This is a genomic window from Mycobacterium sp. E3247, from assembly GCF_001667785.1.
GTDB lineage: Bacteria > Actinomycetota > Actinomycetes > Mycobacteriales > Mycobacteriaceae > Mycobacterium.
Genome location: NZ_LZJG01000366.1, coordinates 1 through 19951 on the forward strand (window position 1 = coordinate 1; position 19951 = coordinate 19951).

The window sequence follows — 19951 nt, forward strand, 5'->3', positions numbered from 1 at the left end:
TCCGCGGAGCGCAGCGCCGGGGCACACCCGTACCTGACCACCCCCGAGCACACCGCTCAGGCGCGCGAGCTGATCGGCCCGTCGGCGTTCCTGGCGCCCGAACACAAGGCGGTGCTGACCACTGACGCCGAGAAGGCCCGTACGGTGGGCCGCAGGGCGCTCGACATCTATTTCCAGCTCGCCAATTACCGCAACAACTGGAAACGGCTCGGCTTCACCGACGAGGAGGTCACGAAGCCGGGCAGCGACCGTTTTGTCGACGCGGTCGTCGCCTACGGCACGCCGGAGGCGATCGCGGCCCGGTTGAAGGAGCACCTCGACGCGGGCGCCGACCATGTGCCCGTGCAGGTCCTGACGAAGGATGAAAACCTGGTGCCGGCGCTGGCCCAATTGGCTGGGCCGCTCGGCCTGAGCTAGCAGACGACGCACGAGGGGGACGTAGATGACCGAGCCGGTAGCACTCAAACCAGACCTGGGCCGATTCGGCGTGTGGCTGGGGTCCAGGTCCATCACCCCGGCCCTGGCGCGGCGGATCGAATCGCTCGGCTACGGCGCCGTCTGGATCGGCGGATCGCCCGACGCCGACCTGGCCTGGGTGGAGCCGGCGCTGGCCGAGACGGAATCGTTGCAGCTGGCCACCGGGATCCTCAACATCTGGACCGCACACGCCAAACCGGTGGCCGAATCCTTCCACCGCATCGAAAGCGCCTATCCGGGAAGGTTTTTGCTGGGGATCGGGGTCGGACATCCCGAACACACCCAGGAGTACGTCAAGCCGTACGACGCGCTGGTCTCCTACCTCGACGAGCTCGACGCGGCGGTGGTGCCGACCAGCCGCCGGGTGCTGGCGGCGCTGGGCCCACGCGTGCTGCGGTTGGCGGCGCAGCGCAGCGCCGGCGCGCACCCGTATCTGACCACCCCTGAACACACCGCCAAGGCGCGCGAACTGATCGGGAACTCGGTGTTCCTCGCGCCCGAACACAAGGTGGTGCTGACCACCGACGCGGAGGAAGCCCGCGCCGTCGGCCGCAGGTACGCCGACTTCTACCTGGACCTGAGCAACTACGTGAACAACTGGCTGCGCACCGGCTTCACCGAAGCGGACGTCCGCAAGCCGGGCAGCGACAAGCTGATCGACGCGGTGGTGGCGTACGGCACCGCCGAGGCCATCGCCCAACGCCTCAACGAGCACATCGACGCAGGCGCCGACCACGTGGCGGTCCAGGTGCTCGACGCGGCCGGCGACGACGAGGTAGTGCGCGTGCTGACCGAATTGGCCGGGCCGCTGGGGCTGACTCCCGCAAGCTGACCGACTCGCTCGGTTAGGGTTTGACCATGCGGCTACTGGTCACCGGCGGCGCTGGCTTCATCGGCGCGAATTTTGTGCACAGCACCGTCCGCGAGCATCCCGAGGACTCCGTGACGGTGCTCGACGCCCTGACCTACGCCGGCCGGCGCGAGTCACTGGCCGACGTCGAAGGCACCATCCGGCTGGTGGTGGGCGACATCTGCGACGCCGAGCTCGTCTCGCGGCTGGTCGCCGAGTCCGACGCGGTCGTGCACTTCGCCGCCGAGAGCCACGTGGACAACGCGCTGGACGACCCGGGGCCGTTCCTGCACACCAACGTGGTCGGGACGTTCACCATCCTGGAAGCGGTACGCCGCCACGGTGTGCGGCTGCATCACATTTCGACCGACGAGGTCTACGGCGACCTGGAGCTCGACGACCCCAACCGGTTCACCGAGTCGACGCCCTACAACCCCTCGAGCCCCTACTCGGCGACCAAAGCCGCCGCCGACATGCTGGTCCGAGCCTGGGTGCGGTCGTACGGCGTGCGAGCGACGATCTCGAACTGCTCCAACAACTACGGGCCCTACCAGCACGTCGAGAAGTTCATTCCGCGCCAGATCACCAACGTGCTCACCGGCCGGCGGTGCAAGCTGTACGGCAGCGGCGCCAACGTGCGCGACTGGATTCACGTCGACGACCACAACAGCGCCGTGCGGCGGATCCTGGAAAAGGGCGAGATCGGCCGCACGTACCTGATCAGCTCCGAGGGCGAGCGCGACAACCTCAGCGTGCTGCGCACGCTGCTGAAGATGATGGGCCGCGAACCCGACGACTTCGACCACGTGACCGACCGGGTCGGCCACGACCTGCGCTACGCCATTAACCCGTCGCTGCTGTACGACGAACTGTGTTGGGCGCCAAAACATACCGATTTCGAGGAGGGCTTGAGCGCCACCATCGACTGGTATCGTGCCAACGAATCGTGGTGGCGCCCTTTGAAAGACGCCGCGGAAGCCCGTTACGAAGAGCGTGGTCAATAAAATGAAGGTGCGCGAACTGGCCGTCCCCGGCGCATGGGAAATCACCCCCACCATTCACGGCGATTCCCGTGGCCTGTTCTTCGAATGGCTTACCGACCAAGGATTCACCGAGTTCGCCGGTCACCGACTCGATGTCCGGCAAGCGAACTGTTCGGTTTCGTCCGCCGGCGTGTTGCGCGGCTTGCACTTCGCGCAGCTGCCACCCAGCCAGGCCAAATATGTGACCTGCGTGCGCGGCTCGGTGTTCGATGTCGTGGTCGACATCCGCGAGGGTTCGCCCACGTTCGGCCAGTGGGATTCGGTGCTGCTCGACGACAAGGACCGCAGGACGATCTACCTGTCCGAAGGCCTGGGGCACGGCTTCCTTGCCCTGCAGGACGATTCGACGGTGATGTATCTGTGCTCGGCCGAATACAACCCGCAGCGCGAGCACACCATTTGTGCAACCGATCCCGCGATCGGGGTCGACTGGCCGCTGGTGAACGGTGCCGCACCCAGCCTGTCCGACCGCGACGCAGCAGCCCCCGGCCTCGAAGAAGTGCGCGCCGCCGGGCTTTTGCCCAGCTGGGAAGAGACGCAGCACTTCATTGCGCAAATGCGTAACCGATAAGCGCGTGACCCAGCAATTCCGCCGAACGCGACGGTCGTTATCCCACAACACACTTGGTGACTCATCGCGCGCAAAAATGTATTCAACAGTTGACCAGCTCGATTAACGGATAAGGGGTCGCCGCTTATTTGCCATTGCGCGGTACCTCAGGTACCGTGAACCAGCCCAATTCGGTGCGTGGTCGCGATACGATACGCCGATAGGCCCTGTGCGGACTACGGGGGAGGCGGATGAAACTCGGGCAGGTCTTCGATCCGCGCAACAATGCACTGAACGCCTGGCGGCTGGCGCTGGCCGGCGAGGTGATCTTTTGGCACACCTTCCCGATCAGGGGCCACCTGCCGAACAACCGGGCCGTTCTTCAACTTCTCCTTTGCATAGGGGTGGACGGGTTCTTCGCCATCTCGGGATTCCTCATCACCGCGAGCTGGCTCAGCAACCCACGCCTGCGTGAGTACCTCGCCGCCCGCGCGCTGCGCATCCTGCCCGGCTTCTACGTCTGCCTGCTGGTGACCGCGTTCGTCATCGCCCCACTCAGCGTGGCGATTCAGGGCGGCTCGTTCACCAAGCTCATCACCTCGGGCGCGTCGCTGGACTTCGTGTTGAAGAACAGCGCCGTGGCGCTGGTCAAATTCGATATCGGCGGCACACCCACCGGGGTTCCCAGCGCGGGCGTCTGGAACGCTTCCCTGTGGTCCCTCATCTGGGAAGTGATGTGCTACCTCATCGTGGCCGTCATCGGCGTCGTCGGACTCGCCACCCACCGGTGGGTCTCCCTCGCGTTCCTGGTGGCGGCGACGGGCGGCGCGATGATGCTGCCGGGGCTGAAATTCCCCGACGTGATGACCCAGCACGAGGGCGACGTCCGCACCGCGCTGTTCTTCCTGGCCTGCCGCGCCGCCATCATGTTCGCGGCGGGCGCGTTCCTGTATCAGTGGCGCGACGTGATCCCCGTCCGCTGGTCGCTGGTGGCGGTGAGCGCGGTGATCGTGCTGGCGGCCGGCTTCCTGCCCGACTACCGGGTGGTCGCCGCCGTTCCCCTGGCCTACGCCGTGATCGTGTCGGGGGCCCTGATCCGCAACAAGCACCTGAAACTGCGGACGGACCTCTCCTACGGCATGTACATCTACGCCTACCCGACCCAGCAACTGCTGCTGGTCTGCGGACTCATCACCCTGAATCCCCTGCTGCTCACCGGTGTCACCGCCGCCGCGACGGTGCCGCTGGCCGCGGCGAGCTGGTTCCTGATCGAGAAGCCGGCGCGGCGCCTCAAACGGCGGTTCAGAAAGAAATTGACCGCCCCACAGGACCAAGACCAAGACCAGAGCCAGGAGGAGCCGGCGATGGGGCGACCCACCCCCGAGGTCGCCGAACCCGCGCTGCCCCCGGAAAGACCGAGTACCGCCTAGCCGGCAACGGCCAAGTGCCCACGCCGTCGGCCTCCGGCCGATACTATGGCGCCGACAGTTCGATGGGGGACGACGGTCGGAGACGGATGAAGCTCGGACAGGTATTCGATCCGCGTAATAATGCCCTGAACGCGCTGCGGTTAACGCTCGCGGCCGAGGTGATGCTCTTCCACTCGTGGGCTATCACGGGCCGCCAGCCGCCCGCAGCGATCAATCAGGTGTTCTTTTCCGTGGGTGTCGACGGCTTCTTCGCGATCTCGGGCTTCCTCATCACCAGAAGTTGGCTGACCGACCCGCGATTGCGTGACTATCTCACCGCGCGAGGCCTGCGCATCCTGCCCGGCTTTTACATCTGCCTGCTGTTGACGGCGTTCGCGTTCGCACCCATCAGTGTGCTGATCCAAGGTGGGTCGGCCCTCAAGCTGCTGGGCTCGATCGCGCCGATCGAGTACGTCCTGAAGAACAGCGCGGTGGCCTACCTGCAGCCGGGCATCGCCGGCACATTGCAGGGGGTGCCCAGTGGGCCCACCTGGAACGCGTCGCTGTGGTCCCTCGTCTGGGAATTGCTGTGCTACCTCGCCGTCGCGATTATCGGCGTTGTCGGGCTCGCCAACCGCCGGTGGGTTTCTCCCGTCATGCTGGTGCTGGCCGTGTGTGCGGCGCTGGCGTTTCCGCCGCTGACCTTCCCCGGTGTGTGGACCATCCCCCAGCTCGCGGCGCGTTCGGCCATCATGTTCGCCGCCGGAGCGGTGATGTATCAGTGGCGCGACGTCATTCCCGCCCGCTGGTGGCTGGTCGGGGTGTGCGCGGTCATCGTTGTTGCGGCCGGCTTCCTGCCCGATTACCGCGTCGTCGCCGCCCTTCCCCTGGCGTACGTCGTCATCGTGACGGGCGCCCTGCTGCACCACAAGCGGCTGCAGTTGCGCACGGACCTGTCCTACGGCGTGTACATCTACGCGTACCCCACTCAGCAAATGCTGGCCGTCTGCGGGCTCGCGACTTTGAGTCCGTTCGTGTTCTTCGGCGCCAGCGCCCTGGCCACGCTGCCGTTGGCCGCGGCCAGTTGGTTCGCCATCGAAAAGCCCGCGATGTCCCTGAAACGCCGGCTCAAGCAGAAGTGGGGCGCACCCGCGCCCGCAGGCCCCGGCGGCGAACAATCCGACGACCTCGTCGCCGACCGGCCCGCTCGCCAAGCCCCGGGTGCCGCCTAGGCCCGGGTCACAAGCGGGCCAAATCGCCAAAAATTCCGCACACGCGCGACGGCGTGTCATAGTATGCCGCGGACGGGCTTCGGGGGCGATATAGGCGGAGGCCAATGACCCTCGGGCAAGTGTTCGACACTCGGCAGAATGCGCTCAACGCCTGGCGGCTGACGCTGGCGACCACGGTGATCGTCGGTCACTCGTTCATCCTCACGGGCCACCCATGGATGGGCGCGCATTACCTCGCCGACGGCGGGGTCGACGGATTCTTCGCCGTCTCGGGCTTCCTCATCACCGCGAGCTGGCTTCGTCACCCGCACCTGCGGGATTATTCCGCGGCCCGAGCCCTGCGCATCCTTCCCGGCTACTACGTCTGCCTGGTCGTCACCGCGTTCGTCATCGCGCCGATCGGCGTGGCGATGCAGGGCGGCGCGGCGCTCAAGCTCCTGCTCTCCACCGCGCCGGTCGAGTACGTCGCCATGAACAGCGGGGTGATCCTGCTCAAGGCCGACGTCGGCGGGACGCCCCAAGGGGTCCCCTATCCGGGGAGCTGGAACAGTTCGCTGTGGACGTTGGCTTTCGAGCTGGCGTGTTATGCCGCGGTCGCCGCTATCGGCATCGCCGGGCTTGCCCACCGCCGGTGGGTCTCCCCCGTGATATTGGCGGTGGCGGTCGTCGGCGAGGCGTTGTCGCCGCCCATCGCCCCGGACCAGCCGTGGGCGGGCCAGTTCGCCGCGGTGACCGCGCGCTTCGCCGTCATGTTCGCGGCGGGCGCGTTGCTCTACCAGTGGCGCGACAAGATCCCCGCCCGCTGGTGGCTCGTCGCGGTGAGCGCGGCCGTCGTCGCGTTGGGCGGCACCCTGCTTCCGCATTACCGGCTGCTGGGCGGGATTCCGCTCGCGTACGCCATCATCGCCTCCGGTGCACTGCTTCGAAACGAACGCCTAAGGCTCCGCACCGATCTGTCCTATGGCGTGTACATCTACGCCTTCCCGGTTCAGCAGCTGCTGGTGATCTGTTGGCCTGGCCGGCCGAATGCGGTTGCGCACGCCGCCGTTGCGGCGATGGCCACGCTGCCGTTGGCCGCGCTGAGCTGGTTGCTGATCGAGAAGCCCGCGATGTCGCTCAAGTCTCGGCTGTTGCGAAAGTGGGCGGTCGAAGAGGAAGCCGTCGCCGCGGCCGACCTCATGGTTGATGAGCCGGGTGGCGAACTTCCCGAGCCCGCCTAGTCGCCAGCTCCCCCGCCCACAACACCACCGTCAGCACTTCGGCGCTCACACTGATCGCCGCGTGCGGCGCCGGCTCCCAGCCGCGCTCCAGAAAGCCGTCCAGGCCAACGGTTCTGGACATGAGGAACGCCACCAGGGAGCCACCCGCCACGGCCGCGCCGGCCCAGCGCAGCCATCCCGGGCCGCCGGCGAGTATCAGCACGGCTATCGCGAACGAGACGCTGGCCTGCACCAGGAACGCGGCGCCGATCTCAGGGATGTGCCGGTAGCCGTGGACATACAGGTAGGCGTGGCCGGCGGCGCTGACCGCCAACGACGTGGCCATGCCGATGCGAAGCAACAGAGTCATTGCAGCGCCTGCTCTTTCAACGCCAGTGCGGTCTCGCCCCGGGTGTAACTGACCTCGCGGATGCCGAGTGCGTCGCGGAGCTTGCCGGCCGGCAGGGTGACCGGCTTGGGCGCCGGCCCGTCGCCGGGTCGCGGCAGCGGGTACGCGGTCGTCGTCCCGCTGTAGAACGTCACCTTTCCCTCCGTCTTGGAGAACAGTTGGTGCACATGGCCGTTGAGGCAGGTGACCGAGGAGAACCGGCGCAGGTAGGACAGCGCCTGGCCCGCATCGTCGGTGCCCCAGCCCCAGTCGGGGTACATCGCGAACAACGGGATGTGGCTGAACACGACGATGGGGGTGTCGCTCGACAGCCGCGCGACGTCCTTCTGAACGAAATCGAGCTGGTCGGCGCCCAGGTGACCGAGCTTGCGCAGGTTCAACGTGTTCACCAGCGCGATCACGTGCACGCCGGCGATGTCGAAGCTGTACCAGCCGTCGCCGACGGATCCCGCGCCGAAGGCGTTTCGGTACTTCTGCCCCGCGTCGTCGACCGAGTCGTGCTCCCCGGGCACGGTGAACACGCGCGGAGTCTTCAAGGCGCTCATCATCTGCTTCACCTGGTCGAACTGTGCGGGGCTGGACAGGTGTGTCAGGTCACCGGTGTGAACGACGAAATCCGGTGTGTAGCCGAGGTTGTTGACCTGGTCGATCGCGTGGCCGAAGGTGGCGGAGACGTCGGGGTTGGGCGCCCCGGTGAAGCCGATGTGGCTGTCGCTGATCTGCGCGAACCGCAGCGTGGGCCGGCCCTGCGCGCGCTGCTCGGCCGCCCCCGCGCCGGCGACATGCGAGATCACCTCGCCGCCGACCACGGCGAACCCGACCGCCGCGCCGAACCACGCCGTGTGCCGCATCAACTGACGGCGACTCATGTCCGGGTTCATCGCGTCACCACCACGGTCCCGCGCATCATCGGGTGGATCGAGCAGACGTAGTCGAAAGTCCCGGGGGCGCTGAAGGTGTGGGTGAAGGTCGCCCCGGTGCCCATCCCGGGCGAGTGGAACGACCCGTCGCTCGCGACCACCGTGTGCGGTTCTTCGTCGCGGTTGGTCCACGTGACGGTGGTGCCGGCCGCGACGGTCAACGTGGCGGGCGCGAACGCGAAGCCGTCGATGTTCACCTGGTCGCCGCTGGCCGGGGCCGCCGGCGCGGTGATGGACACCGAGCCCATCGACATGCTGGTGCCGGAGCCGGCGGCGGGCCGGGAAGCCGAGCAGCCCGCCAGCAATACGGCGGCGAGTGCGGCCGCCGAGAGTTTGGTAAGCATCATGCCCAGGAATAGGGCGGCGCGTTACACCACTCAGGCGGGCTGGTCGGGACGGCGGGGCGCAAACACCTCTATGACGCCGTCGGCCTCGCGAACCAGCAACGGCGGCAATGGTTTCGGAGCGATCGGCAGCTGATGGGTGAGCACCTGTCCGGCCGGCGAGAAGGACGTCGAGTGGCACGGGCAGCGCAACCTGTCGCTGGGCGCGTCGAACCACAGCCTGCACCCTTGGTGCGTGCACACCCCGGAGATGGCCTGGGGCTTGCCGTCGACGCGGCGGACGAAGCCGTTGACCGAACCGAGGTCGAAGGGATGCATGACCCCGTCCGGCACATCCGAGCTGGCGGCCACCCGCTGCCAGGTTCCGGCGTTGGGCTTCAGCGGCGCGTTGTCGGCGGCGGGAACGCCGCCGGATCGACCGTTGATCACCGCCCGGTCGATGGACACCGCGGTCACCGCGGCGGCCGCGGCGGCAGAGGTGCCGACGATGACCTGGCGGCGGGTGCTGCTGTGCGTGCGCGCGGCTTGTGGCCGGGCGTCGGACATCTGCTCGGCGAGGCGGCGGTGCAGGTCGTCGAGGAATTCCTGCCGCGGGGCCTGGTCCCTGCGCCCGGCCGCGCGCAGCTCGATCGCCGTGCGCAGCTGCGCCGCCTCGAAGTCGTCGGGAGCGAACGGCCTGGGCCGCCGGCCCCGCAACAGGTCGTCGACGTATCGGCGCAACCCGCGCGCGTTCATGCCGGGCCCCCCTCGTTGACCTGCGCCGCCAGCCGCAGCGCGCGATGCTGGAGCACCTTGGCATTGGCGACGCTGACCCCGAGCTCCGCGGCCGAGTCCTTGATCGAATGCCCTTGCAGGAAGCGCAATTCCAGGATCTGCCGGTAGCGGTCCGGCAGGGTGTCGAGGACCCGGGCGACACGCTGGGGCGCTGTGCTGATCGCTTCCTCACTCTCCGGTGGTTGTTCGATGTCGTCGATCGAGGTTATCTCCCGGCCCAGGGTCTCCCGCCAATGCGCGGCCAGCACCGTGCGCGCGGTGACCCGCAGGTAGGCGCGCACCTCCCCGACGCTCGCGGTCAGCCGCAGCGGCCGCAGCGCGGCGAGGAAGACTTCGGCGGTGAGGTCCTCGGCGTCGGCCCGGTTCCCGACCCGGGCGAACAGCGTGCGGTATACCCAGGACGCGTTGTCCTGGTATACGGCCTCCCAGTCGGGGTAGCCCTCGTCAAAGCCGCTGTCGGGCACCGCCCGCAGGGGTCGTTTGACCGGTTCGTTTCGTGCCGCCACGTGCCTCCTCCACCCGATGAATACCGAATCGGGTTACACCCGGTATCACGGTGCGGCGAGCGAGGTTTGTTCACTGAGCAGCTCGTCGAGTTTGGTCGCGGTGGCCGAGAACACCGATTTGGCGATGCCCAGCATCCGCTCGCGCACCCGGGGCTTTGCCGACGCCGGAGGCAGCAGGTGACCGATCAGGTGACCGAACAGGTCCAGGCGCGCGGCGGACATCCACCCCGTGAGGTTGGGGTCCTCGAGCCAGCGCAGCTGATTGCTGTAGTCGGCCAGCGCCAGGCGCAGCCAGTCCAGGTCGGTGTCGGGATGTGGCAACGGCACGCACAGTTCGTTTTTCGTCGGGTCGTCGTGGTACGCGGCCTCGACATGGGCGATGAGCGCTGCGCTGAAGACCTGCTGGCATCCGCGCACGCTTTGCAACGTGATCCGCCCGTCATCGAAAATCGGTGTCGCCGGGCGCTTTTCGGCACCGTCGGCGGTGCAGTCGATGTACAGAGCGTTGCCGTCGCTCGCCACCGTGCCGCCGTCGAGGACCATCCGGTCCGCCTCGACGCGCAGCAGGTGGCCCAGCCGCACCACGTCGGCGATGCGCCGCAGCTGCTCGAGTTCCAGCCGGGTGACGGTCGCGCACCGATACATGGTCGGGCGGACCGCCGGATCTATCCGCAACACACCGCCGGATTCCTCGAGCCGCGCGAACAGGTCCTCGACCGACGTGGCGTCGCTGATGGCGCGAAGCTGCGCGATGAAGCCGGCTTTGATCTGGGCGGCGAACAACGGCCCGGGCTGCATCCGCGCGCGGTCCAGCAGCCAGGAGTCGCGGGGCGCGATCCAGGTCAGCCGGTCGGGCGCGATGCCCTGGCCCAGCAGCCACAGGCAGGTGTCGATGCCGGTCTTGCCGGCCCCGACGATCACGTAGCGCTCGTGCGCACCGAGTCTCGGCAGGTCGTTGGGGGGCACGCAGGCGATGCCCGGCGCGACCGGATAGGGCGGCGGCCGCATGGCCGGCACCGTGACGTGCATGTAGGTGGCGTCGACGACGCGGCGCGTCGCGCTGACGGTGTGGTCGGTCCCGGCCAGCGTGGTAAACCGGCCTTCCCCGCGGTATTCGCTCATCGGGAAGTAGGTGACCCGCCCGCTCGCCAACAGCCGCCTGCGCAGCACATGGTCGTAGTAGGCGCACACCTCGCCGGCGGTGGCCAACTCGTAAAGCCCTTGGTTCCAGCCGATTCGGTCGATCGAGTCGCCACCCAGCTGCAGCGAGTTGACGCCGTAGAACGCCGAGGGCTGATGCAACCGCACGAACGGGTAGGCCATGGTCCAGTGCCCGCCCGGCTGGTGGTTGCGGTCGACCAGCACCACCCGCGCGTCGGTCGCTGCAGTCTCGGTCACCAGCGTGTCGGCGAACGCCATCCCCATGGCGCCCGCGCCGACCACCAGGTAGTCCGCCTCGATGGTGTGCATACGCCTGAAGGCTAGCGCGCTCACCCGATGTCGGCGGCCGCCGCGCGAAGGTCGTCCAGGGCTTTGCGCGCCAGTTCGCCCAGGTCTTGCTCGTCATCCGCGGCAAGCCACGCGGCGAATGCCTCCTTGAACGCGAGGCCTCCCATTTCGGCCGCCAGCGTCGCCGCCCGGTCCGCCACCCCCCGCGCGCGCAACGCGTCGGCCATCGCCGCGGCGAGGCCGACCTGTTTGAGCGTGTCGCGCTCCTGCAACTCGGTGCTGCTGGCGATGACGGCTTTCAACCGGGGGGCGAGCTCGCGATTGAACGGCGTCATCGAACCGGCGGCGCGCTCCAGCCCGCTGGCGACCGCGGCGAGCGGAGTGGCGTCCGCGGGCGCCGACGAGATGCCGTCCACCAAGAGCCGCGACAGGGTCGCCTGGCCCGCCGCCAGCACCTCGCGCTTGTCGGGAAAGTACCGGAAGAACGTGCTCTTGGTCAGGCCGGCGCGCTCGGCGATCTCGGCGACCGTGGTCCGGTCGTAGCCCTGCTCGGAAAACAGATGCAGCGCGGCCTCGACCAGCCGCAGCCGCGCATCCGGTTCCCATCGGGGCATCCCGTCATCGTAGCGATGCGACCTTTGTCCCATCGCTCTGGTAACGTGATGAGACATAAGTCCCATCACTCGAAGGAGTTGATCATGCGCGTTTTCGTCACGGGCGCCACCGGCGGGATCGGTTCGGCCGTCCTGCCCGAGCTCATCGGTGCGGGCCACGAAGTTCTGGCGCTGGCGCGCTCCGACGCGTCGGCGCGGGCCGCCGCGTCCATGGGGGCCGACGTGTTGCGCGGCGACCTCGACGATCCCGAGAGCCTGTTCAAAGGCGCGGTCCAGGCCGATGGCGTCATCCACCTCGCCTTCCTGCACTTCGACGACTTCGAGAAGGCGGTCGCTCAGGAGGCCGCTGCCGTCGAGACTTTCGGCGCCGCTCTCGCGGGGAGCGGCAAGCCGTTCATCATGGCGTCGGGCACACCGCGCATCGCGGGACGCCCCTCCACCGAACGGGACCCGATGCCGACCGAGGGACCCATCGGCGGCCGCGGCCGCAACGCGCACGCCGCCCTGGAACTGGCCGCCAAGGGGGTCCGGTCGACGGTGGTGCGCCTCCCCCGGTCCGTGCACCGGGCTGCCGGCCCCTGCGGGTTCGCGTCGCTGCTCGTCGAGGCCGCGCGACGCACCGGGGTCTCCGGCTACGTGGGCGACGGGAGCCAGCGCTGGCCGGCCGTGCACGTCCTCGACGCCGCGCGCCTGTTTCGTCTGGTTCTCGAAGACGCCACGCCCGGCACGGTGGCCCACGCCGTCGCCGACGAGGGCGACCCGATGCGCGCGCTCGCCGAGGTCATCGGGCGGCAGCTCAACGTGCCCACCGCGTCGGTCCCGGCGGAAAGTTTCGGATTCCTCGGCGCGGTCTTCGCAACGGACCAGCCGGCGTCCAGCGAGCTGACCCGCGAGCGATTCGGTTGGCAGCCCACTCATCCCAGCCTGCTCGAGGACCTGGCGGCCGGAAACTACCCCGAGGCGCCCGTGGCGAACTTGTAGGTGTCCTTGCGGCGCTCGACCACGGTTACTAGGATATCCAAGTATCCGCCTCTCACGCGCGCACTAAACCGAGGACACCATGACCACACAGATCCCCCACTTCATCGACGGGCAGCGCACCGCGGGCCAGTCCACCCGCACCGCCGACGTCTTCAACCCCAGCACCGGGGAGGTACAGGCGCAGGTGCCGATGGCCGGCAAGGCCGAGATCGACGCCGCCGTGGCCTCGGCCGTCGAAGCCCAAAAGGGTTGGGCGGCATGGAATCCGCAGCGCCGCGCGCGGGTGATGATGCGCTTCATCGAACTGGTCAACGAGCACATGGACGAGCTCGCCGAGATGCTGTCCCTCGAACACGGCAAGACGGTGGCCGACTCACGCGGCGACGTCCAACGCGGCATCGAGGTCATCGAGTTCGCCATCGGCATCCCGCACCTGCTCAAGGGCGAGTACACCGAGGGCGCCGGACCGGGGATCGACGTCTACTCGCTGCGCCAGCCGCTGGGCGTGGTCGCGGGCATCACCCCGTTCAACTTCCCCGCCATGATCCCGCTGTGGAAGGCCGGGCCCGCCCTCGCCTGCGGCAACGCGTTCGTGCTCAAGCCCAGCGAACGTGACCCGTCGGTCCCGGTGCGGCTGGCCGAGCTCTTCTTGGAGGCGGGCCTGCCGCCGGGCGTGTTCCAGGTCGTGCACGGCGACAAGGAGGCCGTCGACGCCATCCTGCACCATCCCGACATCCAGGCGGTGGGCTTCGTCGGCAGCTCCGACATCGCCCAGTACATCTACGCGACGGCCGCGGCCACCGGCAAGCGGTCGCAGTGCTTCGGCGGCGCCAAGAACCACATGATCGTGATGCCCGACGCGGACCTGGACCAGGCCGTCGACGCCTTGATCGGCGCCGGGTACGGCAGCGCCGGCGAGCGCTGCATGGCGATCAGCGTCGCGGTGCCGGTGGGCGAGCAGACAGCAAATCGGCTGCGCGCCAGGCTCATCGACCGGATCAACAACCTGCGCGTGGGCCACAGCCTCGACCCGAAGGCCGACTACGGTCCGCTGGTCACCGAGGCCGCCCTGGCCCGGGTGCGCAACTACATCGGCCAGGGCGTCGAGGCGGGCGCCGAGTTGGTGATCGACGGCCGCGAACGCGCCAGCGACGACCTCACCTTCGGTGACGCCAACCTCGAGGGCGGATTCTTCATCGGTCCAACGCTGTTCGACCACGTCACCCCCGCGATGTCCATCTACACCGACGAGATCTTCGGTCCGGTGCTGTGCATCGTGCGCGCCCACGACTACGAAGAGGCCCTGGCCCTGCCGTCGGAGCACGAGTACGGCAACGGCGTGGCGATCTTCACCCGCGACGGCGACGCCGCCCGCGACTTCGTCTCCCGGGTGCAGGTGGGCATGGTCGGCGTCAACGTGCCGATCCCGGTCCCGGTGGCCTACCACACGTTCGGCGGGTGGAAGCGCTCCGGCTTCGGCGACCTCAACCAGCACGGTCCCTCGTCGATCATGTTCTACACCAAGACCAAGACCGTCACGTCGCGGTGGCCCTCCGGCATCAAGGACGGCGCCGAATTCGTGATTCCCACAATGGATTAGGTACATGTTCACCCTCAACGACGACGAGCGGGTCATCACCGAGACGGCGGCCGCGTTCGCCGCCAAACGCCTCGCCCCGCACGCCCTGGAATGGGACGCGACCAAGCACTTCGCGACCGACGTGTTGCGCGAGTCCGCCGAGCTCGGCATGGCGGCGATCTACTGCCGCGAGGACGTCGGCGGCAGCGGGCTGCGCCGGCTCGACGGGGTCCGCATCTTCGAGCAACTGGCCATCGCCGACCCGACCACCGCGGCTTTCCTGTCCATCCACAACATGTGCGCGTGGATGATCGACAAGTTCGGCACCGCCGAACAGCGCAAGGCCTGGGTGCCGCGGCTGGCCTCGATGGACGTCATCGCCAGCTACTGCCTCACCGAGCCGGGCGCCGGGTCGGACGCCAGCGCGTTGAGCACCCGCGCCGTCCGCGAGGGCGGCGATTATGTGCTTGACGGGGTCAAGCAGTTCATCTCCGGCGCGGGCGCCTCGGACGTCTACGTGGTGATGGCCAGGACCGGCGGCCCCGAGAATCCGGGCCCGCGCGGCATCTCGGCCTTCGTCGTCGAAAAGGGTTCCGCCGGGCTCAGTTTCGGGGCGCTGGAAGAGAAGATGGGCTGGCACGCCCAGCCCACCGCGCAGGTGATCTTCGACGGTGTCCGCGTGCCCGCCGACGCGATGCTGGGCGGCGCGGACGGTGAGGGCACCGGCTTCGGCATCGCGATGAACGGCCTCAACGGCGGGCGGCTCAACATCGCGGCATGCTCGCTGGGCGGCGCCCAGTCCGCCTTCGACAAGGCCGCGGCCTACGTCCGCGAACGCGAGGCGTTCGGGAAGGCCCTGCTCGACGAGCCCACCATCCGGTTCACCCTGGCCGACATGGCCACCGGGCTGGAAACCTCGCGAATGATGTTGTGGCGGGCCGCCGATGCGTTGGACAACGACGACCCCGACAAGGTCGCGCTGTGCGCGATGGCCAAGCGCTACGTCACCGACACCTGCTTCGAGGTGGCCGACAAGGCCCTGCAGTTGCACGGCGGTTATGGCTACCTGCGCGAGTACGGCCTCGAGAAGATCGTGCGCGACCTGCGGGTGCACCGGATCCTGGAAGGCACGAACGAAATCATGCGCGTGGTCATAGGTAGGGCCGAGGCCGCACGGGCGCGTGCGGGCGCGTAGAAAGGCGACCATGACGAGCATCGCTTTTCTCGGTCTGGGCAACATGGGCGGGCCGATGTCGGCGAACCTGGTGGCCGCGGGCCACACGGTGCGCGGGTTCGACCCGGTGTCCGCGGCCGTGGCCGCCGCGGCCGGCAACGGGGTCACGACGTTCGACACCGCGACCGACGCGGTGACGGGGGCCGACGTGGTGATCACCATGCTGCCCAACGGCGACCTGGTGAAGCGCTGCTACGCCGAGGTGCTCCCGGCCGCCCAGTCCGGCGCGCTGTTCATCGACAGCTCCACGATCTCGGTCAACGACGCCCGCGAGGTGCACGCGCTTGCGGAATCGCACGGGGTTTCGCAGCTGGACGCGCCGGTCTCCGGTGGCGTGAAGGGCGCCGTGGCCGGGACGCTGGCGTTCATGGTGGGCGGCGACGAGGCCGCCCTGGAGCGCGCCCGGCCGGTGCTCGAACCCATGGCGGGCAAGGTCATTCACTGCGGCGCGGCCGGGGCCGGGCAGGCCGCCAAGGTGTGCAACAACATGGTGCTGGCGGTGCAGCAGATCGCCATCGGCGAGGCGTTCGTCCTGGCCGAGAAGCTCGGGCTGCCCGCGCAGTCCCTTTTCGACGTCATCACCGGCGCGACCGGCAATTGCTGGGCCGTGCACACCAACTGCCCGGTGCCGGGGCCGGTCCCGACCTCGCCGGCCAACAACGACTTCAAGCCGGGTTTCGCGACCGCGCTGATGAACAAGGACCTGGGCCTGGCCATGGACGCGGTGAACTCCACCGGGTCGACGGCACCGCTGGGCCGGCACGCCGCCGAGATCTACGCCAAGTTCGCGACCGACCACGCGGACAAGGACTTCAGCGCGGTCATCGAAATGCTGCGGGAGAGCTGAATCCGGGAGTTTCGTCTGATGCCGCCGACACAGAACGAACAACTCATCCAAGCCTATTTCCGCATGGTGCAAGAGGACGACTATGCGGGAGTCGGATCGATCGTGACCGACGATGCGACCTGGACCATCATGCCGATCGGCCACACGTGGTCGGGTCGCCGAGCGATCGAGTCCATGGCGCTTGCGGCGGGCCGCAGCAGACGGCACGACCAACGCTCTCACGTTGAGATCAAGAACTGGTTCACCGACGGCGAGCACTTGTGTGTGGAGTACAAGCACAAGCTCATCGTTGGAGGTCTCGGACTGCGCCTAACAGTGGACGGTTACTGTTTCGTTTTCCATATGCGCGAAGGCCGATTCGATGCGATCCGCGAGTACATCAATCCACCCAACGCCGCAGCAGGTCTCGCAATGTATGCCCTGCTGCCCCTGCTGCCGTGGATGAGCAGACGAAGCGCGGCGCCGCGCAGCGGCTGAGCCACCGTAGTGGGTGCAACAACGCGCCGAGCGTGTACTCACTGCGAAATATCGCGGGAAAAATCGCACTCAGTACACGTTCGGCGAAGGATGGACTTTCTCTGGTTCAATCCTAGAAGTCGCCGGCGTCGCGGCGCAGCGTCTCGATCGACGAAACCAGCGCCTGCGCTTCGCTTTCGGACATCCCGATGTCGGCGAAGACCTGTTCGTTGAGCGTGACCGTGGCGTCCTCGACCGTCGAGCGGCCCAGCTCGGTGATCTGCACCAGCGTGGTGCGGCCATCGGTGGGGTGGGGTACCCGTTGCACCAGGCCGTCGGCTTCCAGCCGGCGGATCGCGTGGGTCACGCTCGTGACGTGGACCTGCAGCCGGTCGGATGCCTTGGTGATCGGCAGCGCGCCGGTGCGGCTGAACGCCAGCAGCCGCAGCAACTCGTACCGGGAGAAGCTCAGGTCGTAGGGGCGCAACGCCGTCTCGACGCGGGCCAGCAGGATCTGATGGGCGCGCATCACCGACGTCACCGCGACCATGCCCGGCGCCACGTCGGCCCAACCGGAGCGCTCCCAGTTGTCACGCGCCGCGGCGATCGGATCACGCTTGCGCGGTCGTGAGGCAGCCACGCCCCTTCATACCGCACTTGGCGCGCGAGCGTGGCCTTTCCCCACCGCCGACAGCACCGCCAGCGTCGACGCGCGGTGCCCGACGGTGATCCGCGCGCCGCCGTCCGGGTAGCACCGCACCCGCAACCCGCCTTCGGCGAAAACCTCGTGCCACGGCGCGCCCCGGCCATCCGTTTTCGGAAGCAGGTACAGGAAGTTCGCGTGCGCGTCCGTCGTGTAGACCCCCATCGCGCTCAGCCGCATCCGCAGATAGCAGCGTTCGGCGTTGATCAACCGGACCCGGTGCAGCAGTTGATCTTCCGCGCCGTACGACGCGGCGACCGCGACCAAACTGGTGATCGCGGCGCCGAACGGCTGCTGGTGGGACCACAGTGTCCGGGCCAGCTCCGGCGACGCCACCGCGTAACCGATGCGCAGCCCCGCCAGGCCGTAGGCCTTGGAGAAGGTGCGCACCACCACCACATTGGGAAAGCGGGCGATCAACGCCGAAACGGCGATGCGGTGCTCGGGCGCGGTGAATTCGACATACGCCTCATCGAGCAGGACGACGGTGTCGCGCGAGACGCGGCGCAGGAACGCCGAAACGGCGTCCGCGGACTCCAGCGTTCCGGTGGGGTTGTGCGGCCGGCACAGCACCACCACCCGGGCATCGGCGGCGGCGCGCGCCAGCCCGTCGAGGTCGTGGTGACCGTGCTCATCCAGCGCAACCGTCCGCGTCTTCAGCCGCGCCATCCGCGCGAGGATCGGGTAACCGTCGAAGGTGGGTGTCGCCATCGCCATCGTGTCGCCCGGGACGGTCAGCGCCTGCAGGGCCAGCAGCGCGACGCCCGTCGCGCCGGCGCCCGGCACCACCCGGTCGGCGGGCACCCCGATGTGGTCGGCGATCACGCCGCGCAGCCGTTCGGGCAGGAATTCCGGATAGCGGTGGGCCGTCTGGACGGACCGCATCAGTGCCGATCGCACCTGAGGCAGCGGTGGGAACGGGTTCTCGTTGAGCGACAACCCGAGCGGATCCCCCGCGTCGGGCTGCATCAGTCTCGCCCGCCCCAGCGCACCGCCGCCGCACCGGCGAAGTCGCCGGCATGGGCGAATGCCGCCATCATCACGACGTCGCCGACCCCGAGCCGGCCGTCGGAGATCGCGCGGTCGAGGTTGATCGGGATCCCGGCGCCGAACAGGTTGCCACACTCGTCGAAGGTGTCTCGATGCCGCTCGGGGGGTAGTTCGAGCGCCTCACGCCAGTTGCGCAGGAACACCCGATTGGGCTGGTTGGTGACCAGCAGGTCGATGTCCTTGGCGGGCAGTCCGATTCGGTCGCACACCGCCAGGGCCACCTCGGGAACCTGCCGATTGCCCCGGGCCAGCACCTTGGTGATCTTGCTTTCGGTGAAGCCGATGCTGCCCTCCCCGGGCCCGGCCTGCCACCACTTGCGCGGCGGTTCGTAGGACAGGGTCATCTCACCGGCGTACTCACCGTAGGTGCGGCACTCGACGTCCAGAATGGGTGACCGGTCGCCGAGCGCGACAAGGCCCACCGCCGCGCCGTCCCCGGGCACCGCGGACTGCGCCTTGCGCCGGATGGTCGGCTGATCGAAGAACTGGCCCGCAGCGTTTTGCGCGATGGCGATCAGCGCGGTGCGCCCGTCGCCGCCGGCCAGCAGTTTGCGAGCCACGTTGAGCGCCAACACGAACGCCGCGCAGCCGCCGTTGTTCAGGTCGAGCACCCAGGACGGTCGCATGCCCAGCCGGTGGGCGATGCCGCCGCCCTGGCCGTAGAACGCCATGTCCGGCACCTGGGTGTGGGTGATCAGCACGTCCGCACCCTCCACCGCGTCGCGGCCGTGCCGCTCGATCAGGCCCTGCGCCGCACGTTCGACCATGTCGATCGAACTCTCGTCGCGCGCGACGTGGTGGCGAAACTTCGGCGCGCGGAACATGACGTTCTCGCGCAGGTCGTCGGATTCGGCGAATTGGGCGTAGTAGTCGGCGCCGATCGGCTCGCCGGGCAGATAGGTGGATACGTCGATCAGGCTGACGCTGGGTCGGCTCATGTTGCTACCTCATCCATTTCGGCGTCACCGGCAGGCCGTTGCGGTGCCGGTATTCGGCGATCGCCTTGAGGTTCTGCAGCTCCAGCGCATGCCCGGCACCGAACATGTCCCAGAAGTCGCCCACCCACACCGGCCGCTGCGGCGGCGCGGACCGTCGACTACCACTGCGCGTGGGACCAGGGCAAGCACCTGTGGATGGTCTACCTCATGCGCGTCGTCGACGCGCAGGTGGTCTTCGACAAGCCGGGATCGGTTGTGCTGTGGACGAACTGCCACCACCCGTTCTACGACCACAACCCGTACCCGGAGACCGCGCCGCCGCAGCGGCCGGTGTGGGTGGGCGACTTCTGGGACATGTTCGGTGCCGGGCATGCGCTGGAGCTGCAG

General features: G+C 68.3%; 21 protein-coding genes and 3 pseudogenes. 13 read left to right on the plus strand and 11 right to left on the minus strand.

All coding sequences use genetic code 11. From position 1 onward, the window contains the following. From A9X04_RS20270 to A9X04_RS20300, 7 genes and pseudogenes are all read left to right on the plus strand, one after another. Positions 1–417 (plus strand): annotated as a pseudogene (locus A9X04_RS20270) (LLM class F420-dependent oxidoreductase); the annotation flags it as partial. A gap of 25 nt (positions 418–442) precedes the next feature. Beyond that, the gene (locus A9X04_RS20275) at positions 443–1309 is read left to right on the plus strand and encodes an LLM class F420-dependent oxidoreductase (RefSeq protein WP_067924278.1); all 867 of its coding nucleotides are present in this window, start codon (positions 443–445) and stop codon (positions 1307–1309) included. A gap of 26 nt (positions 1310–1335) precedes the next feature. Further along, complete coding sequence (gene rfbB / locus A9X04_RS20280) at positions 1336–2331, plus strand: dTDP-glucose 4,6-dehydratase (protein WP_067924279.1); 996 nt, start codon at positions 1336–1338, stop codon at positions 2329–2331. Position 2332: 1 nt separating this feature from the next. Beyond that, complete coding sequence (gene rfbC, locus A9X04_RS20285; RefSeq protein ID WP_067924280.1) at positions 2333–2941, plus strand: dTDP-4-dehydrorhamnose 3,5-epimerase; 609 nt, start codon at positions 2333–2335, stop codon at positions 2939–2941. A 230-nt stretch (positions 2942–3171) separates the two neighbouring features. After that, positions 3172–4350: an acyltransferase gene (locus tag A9X04_RS20290; protein WP_067924281.1), complete on the plus strand. Its 1179-nt coding sequence runs from the start codon at positions 3172–3174 to the stop codon at positions 4348–4350. Positions 4351–4436: 86 nt separating this feature from the next. Continuing rightward, a complete protein-coding gene (locus tag A9X04_RS20295; protein ID WP_067924282.1) occupies positions 4437–5561 on the plus strand; it encodes an acyltransferase in 1125 nt (374 codons plus the stop codon). A gap of 104 nt (positions 5562–5665) precedes the next feature. Next, positions 5666–6781: an acyltransferase gene (locus A9X04_RS20300; RefSeq protein WP_067924283.1), complete on the plus strand. Its 1116-nt coding sequence runs from the start codon at positions 5666–5668 to the stop codon at positions 6779–6781. Here the strand turns inward: A9X04_RS20300 and A9X04_RS20305 are convergent. Genes A9X04_RS20305 through A9X04_RS20335 form a run of 7 tightly spaced genes read right to left on the minus strand, consistent with a single transcriptional unit; the run spans position 6738 to position 11776 of the window. Beyond that, entirely contained in the window at positions 6738–7130 is a 393-nt protein-coding gene (locus tag A9X04_RS20305) for a hypothetical protein (protein ID WP_067924284.1), read from the minus strand. The genes A9X04_RS20300 and A9X04_RS20305 overlap by 44 nt on opposite strands. Further along, positions 7127–8050, minus strand: coding sequence for a metallophosphoesterase (locus A9X04_RS20310; RefSeq protein ID WP_067924285.1), 924 nt, complete (start codon positions 8048–8050; stop codon positions 7127–7129). Before A9X04_RS20310 ends, A9X04_RS20305 begins: the two co-directional genes overlap by 4 nt. Next, positions 8047–8436 carry a cupredoxin family copper-binding protein gene (locus tag A9X04_RS20315; protein ID WP_102418721.1) on the minus strand — a complete coding sequence of 130 codons (390 nt, stop codon included), beginning with the start codon at positions 8434–8436 and terminating at the stop codon, positions 8047–8049. The genes A9X04_RS20310 and A9X04_RS20315 overlap by 4 nt, the downstream gene beginning before the upstream one ends. Positions 8437–8466: 30 nt before the next feature. After that, positions 8467–9168: a Rieske (2Fe-2S) protein gene (locus A9X04_RS20320; protein ID WP_067924287.1), complete on the minus strand. Its 702-nt coding sequence runs from the start codon at positions 9166–9168 to the stop codon at positions 8467–8469. Continuing rightward, positions 9165–9713 (minus strand): RNA polymerase sigma factor, encoded by a 549-nt coding sequence (locus A9X04_RS20325; RefSeq protein ID WP_067924288.1) that lies wholly within the window; start codon positions 9711–9713, stop codon positions 9165–9167. The genes A9X04_RS20320 and A9X04_RS20325 overlap by 4 nt, the downstream gene beginning before the upstream one ends. Before the next feature lie 45 nt (positions 9714–9758). Beyond that, positions 9759–11183, minus strand: coding sequence for an NAD(P)-binding protein (locus A9X04_RS20330; RefSeq protein ID WP_067924289.1), 1425 nt, complete (start codon positions 11181–11183; stop codon positions 9759–9761). Between the two features lie 20 nt (positions 11184–11203). Further along, positions 11204–11776 carry a TetR/AcrR family transcriptional regulator gene (locus tag A9X04_RS20335; protein ID WP_067924290.1) on the minus strand — a complete coding sequence of 191 codons (573 nt, stop codon included), beginning with the start codon at positions 11774–11776 and terminating at the stop codon, positions 11204–11206. Between the two features lie 84 nt (positions 11777–11860). Between A9X04_RS20335 and A9X04_RS20340 the strand changes: the two genes are divergently transcribed. From A9X04_RS20340 to A9X04_RS20360, 5 genes are all read left to right on the plus strand, one after another. Then, positions 11861–12757 (plus strand): SDR family oxidoreductase, encoded by an 897-nt coding sequence (locus tag A9X04_RS20340; protein WP_067924291.1) that lies wholly within the window; start codon positions 11861–11863, stop codon positions 12755–12757. Positions 12758–12836: 79 nt separating this feature from the next. Beyond that, on the plus strand, positions 12837–14357 hold the full coding sequence (locus A9X04_RS20345; RefSeq protein ID WP_067924292.1) for a CoA-acylating methylmalonate-semialdehyde dehydrogenase: 1521 nt from the start codon (positions 12837–12839) through the stop codon (positions 14355–14357). 4 nt (positions 14358–14361) lie between these two features. Then, complete coding sequence (locus A9X04_RS20350) at positions 14362–15531, plus strand: acyl-CoA dehydrogenase family protein (RefSeq protein WP_067924293.1); 1170 nt, start codon at positions 14362–14364, stop codon at positions 15529–15531. A 10-nt stretch (positions 15532–15541) separates the two neighbouring features. Beyond that, the gene (gene mmsB, locus A9X04_RS20355; protein ID WP_067924294.1) at positions 15542–16417 is read left to right on the plus strand and encodes a 3-hydroxyisobutyrate dehydrogenase; all 876 of its coding nucleotides are present in this window, start codon (positions 15542–15544) and stop codon (positions 16415–16417) included. 18 nt (positions 16418–16435) lie between these two features. Then, complete coding sequence (locus A9X04_RS20360; RefSeq protein WP_067924295.1) at positions 16436–16894, plus strand: nuclear transport factor 2 family protein; 459 nt, start codon at positions 16436–16438, stop codon at positions 16892–16894. Positions 16895–17006: 112 nt separating this feature from the next. On the opposite strand, the gene A9X04_RS20365 is transcribed toward A9X04_RS20360, so the two are convergent. The 4 genes and pseudogenes from A9X04_RS20365 to A9X04_RS29915 all read right to left on the minus strand — a co-directional run bounded on the left by A9X04_RS20365 (position 17007) and on the right by A9X04_RS29915 (position 19694). Beyond that, positions 17007–17513, minus strand: a complete 507-nt coding sequence (locus A9X04_RS20365; RefSeq protein WP_067924296.1) for a MarR family transcriptional regulator — start codon at positions 17511–17513, stop codon at positions 17007–17009. Positions 17514–17524: 11 nt separating this feature from the next. Continuing rightward, positions 17525–18545, minus strand: a pseudogene (locus A9X04_RS20370) (histidinol-phosphate transaminase); the annotation flags it as partial. Further along, positions 18545–19564 (minus strand): 3-oxoacyl-ACP synthase III family protein, encoded by a 1020-nt coding sequence (locus A9X04_RS20375; RefSeq protein WP_067924298.1) that lies wholly within the window; start codon positions 19562–19564, stop codon positions 18545–18547. The pseudogene A9X04_RS20370 and the gene A9X04_RS20375, both read right to left, overlap by 1 nt. A gap of 4 nt (positions 19565–19568) precedes the next feature. After that, entirely contained in the window at positions 19569–19694 is a 126-nt protein-coding gene (locus A9X04_RS29915) for a hypothetical protein (protein ID WP_369828982.1), read from the minus strand. On the opposite strand from A9X04_RS29915, the pseudogene A9X04_RS20380 reads away from it, so the two are divergent. Continuing rightward, positions 19691–19951 (plus strand): annotated as a pseudogene (locus tag A9X04_RS20380) (SRPBCC family protein); the annotation flags it as partial. The gene A9X04_RS29915 and the pseudogene A9X04_RS20380 sit on opposite strands and share 4 nt — an antisense overlap.

Coding starts and splice junctions, on each gene's coding strand:
- A9X04_RS20305 (WP_067924284.1), bottom strand. CDS start 7,130: ATGACTCTGTTGCTTCGCATCGGCATGGCCACGTCGTTGGCGGTCAGC.
- A9X04_RS20335 (WP_067924290.1), bottom strand. CDS start 11,776: ATGCCCCGATGGGAACCGGATGCGCGGCTGCGGCTGGTCGAGGCCGCG.
- A9X04_RS20350 (WP_067924293.1), top strand. CDS start 14,362: ATGTTCACCCTCAACGACGACGAGCGGGTCATCACCGAGACGGCGGCC.
- A9X04_RS20315 (WP_102418721.1), bottom strand. CDS start 8,436: ATGATGCTTACCAAACTCTCGGCGGCCGCACTCGCCGCCGTATTGCTG.
- A9X04_RS20360 (WP_067924295.1), top strand. CDS start 16,436: ATGCCGCCGACACAGAACGAACAACTCATCCAAGCCTATTTCCGCATG.
- A9X04_RS20320 (WP_067924287.1), bottom strand. CDS start 9,168: ATGAACGCGCGCGGGTTGCGCCGATACGTCGACGACCTGTTGCGGGGC.
- A9X04_RS20310 (WP_067924285.1), bottom strand. CDS start 8,050: ATGAACCCGGACATGAGTCGCCGTCAGTTGATGCGGCACACGGCGTGG.
- A9X04_RS20300 (WP_067924283.1), top strand. CDS start 5,666: ATGACCCTCGGGCAAGTGTTCGACACTCGGCAGAATGCGCTCAACGCC.
- A9X04_RS20345 (WP_067924292.1), top strand. CDS start 12,837: ATGACCACACAGATCCCCCACTTCATCGACGGGCAGCGCACCGCGGGC.
- rfbC (WP_067924280.1), top strand. CDS start 2,333: ATGAAGGTGCGCGAACTGGCCGTCCCCGGCGCATGGGAAATCACCCCC.
- mmsB (WP_067924294.1), top strand. CDS start 15,542: ATGACGAGCATCGCTTTTCTCGGTCTGGGCAACATGGGCGGGCCGATG.
- A9X04_RS20340 (WP_067924291.1), top strand. CDS start 11,861: ATGCGCGTTTTCGTCACGGGCGCCACCGGCGGGATCGGTTCGGCCGTC.
- A9X04_RS20375 (WP_067924298.1), bottom strand. CDS start 19,564: ATGAGCCGACCCAGCGTCAGCCTGATCGACGTATCCACCTATCTGCCC.
- A9X04_RS20330 (WP_067924289.1), bottom strand. CDS start 11,183: ATGCACACCATCGAGGCGGACTACCTGGTGGTCGGCGCGGGCGCCATG.
- A9X04_RS20295 (WP_067924282.1), top strand. CDS start 4,437: ATGAAGCTCGGACAGGTATTCGATCCGCGTAATAATGCCCTGAACGCG.
- A9X04_RS20275 (WP_067924278.1), top strand. CDS start 443: ATGACCGAGCCGGTAGCACTCAAACCAGACCTGGGCCGATTCGGCGTG.
- A9X04_RS20290 (WP_067924281.1), top strand. CDS start 3,172: ATGAAACTCGGGCAGGTCTTCGATCCGCGCAACAATGCACTGAACGCC.
- rfbB (WP_067924279.1), top strand. CDS start 1,336: ATGCGGCTACTGGTCACCGGCGGCGCTGGCTTCATCGGCGCGAATTTT.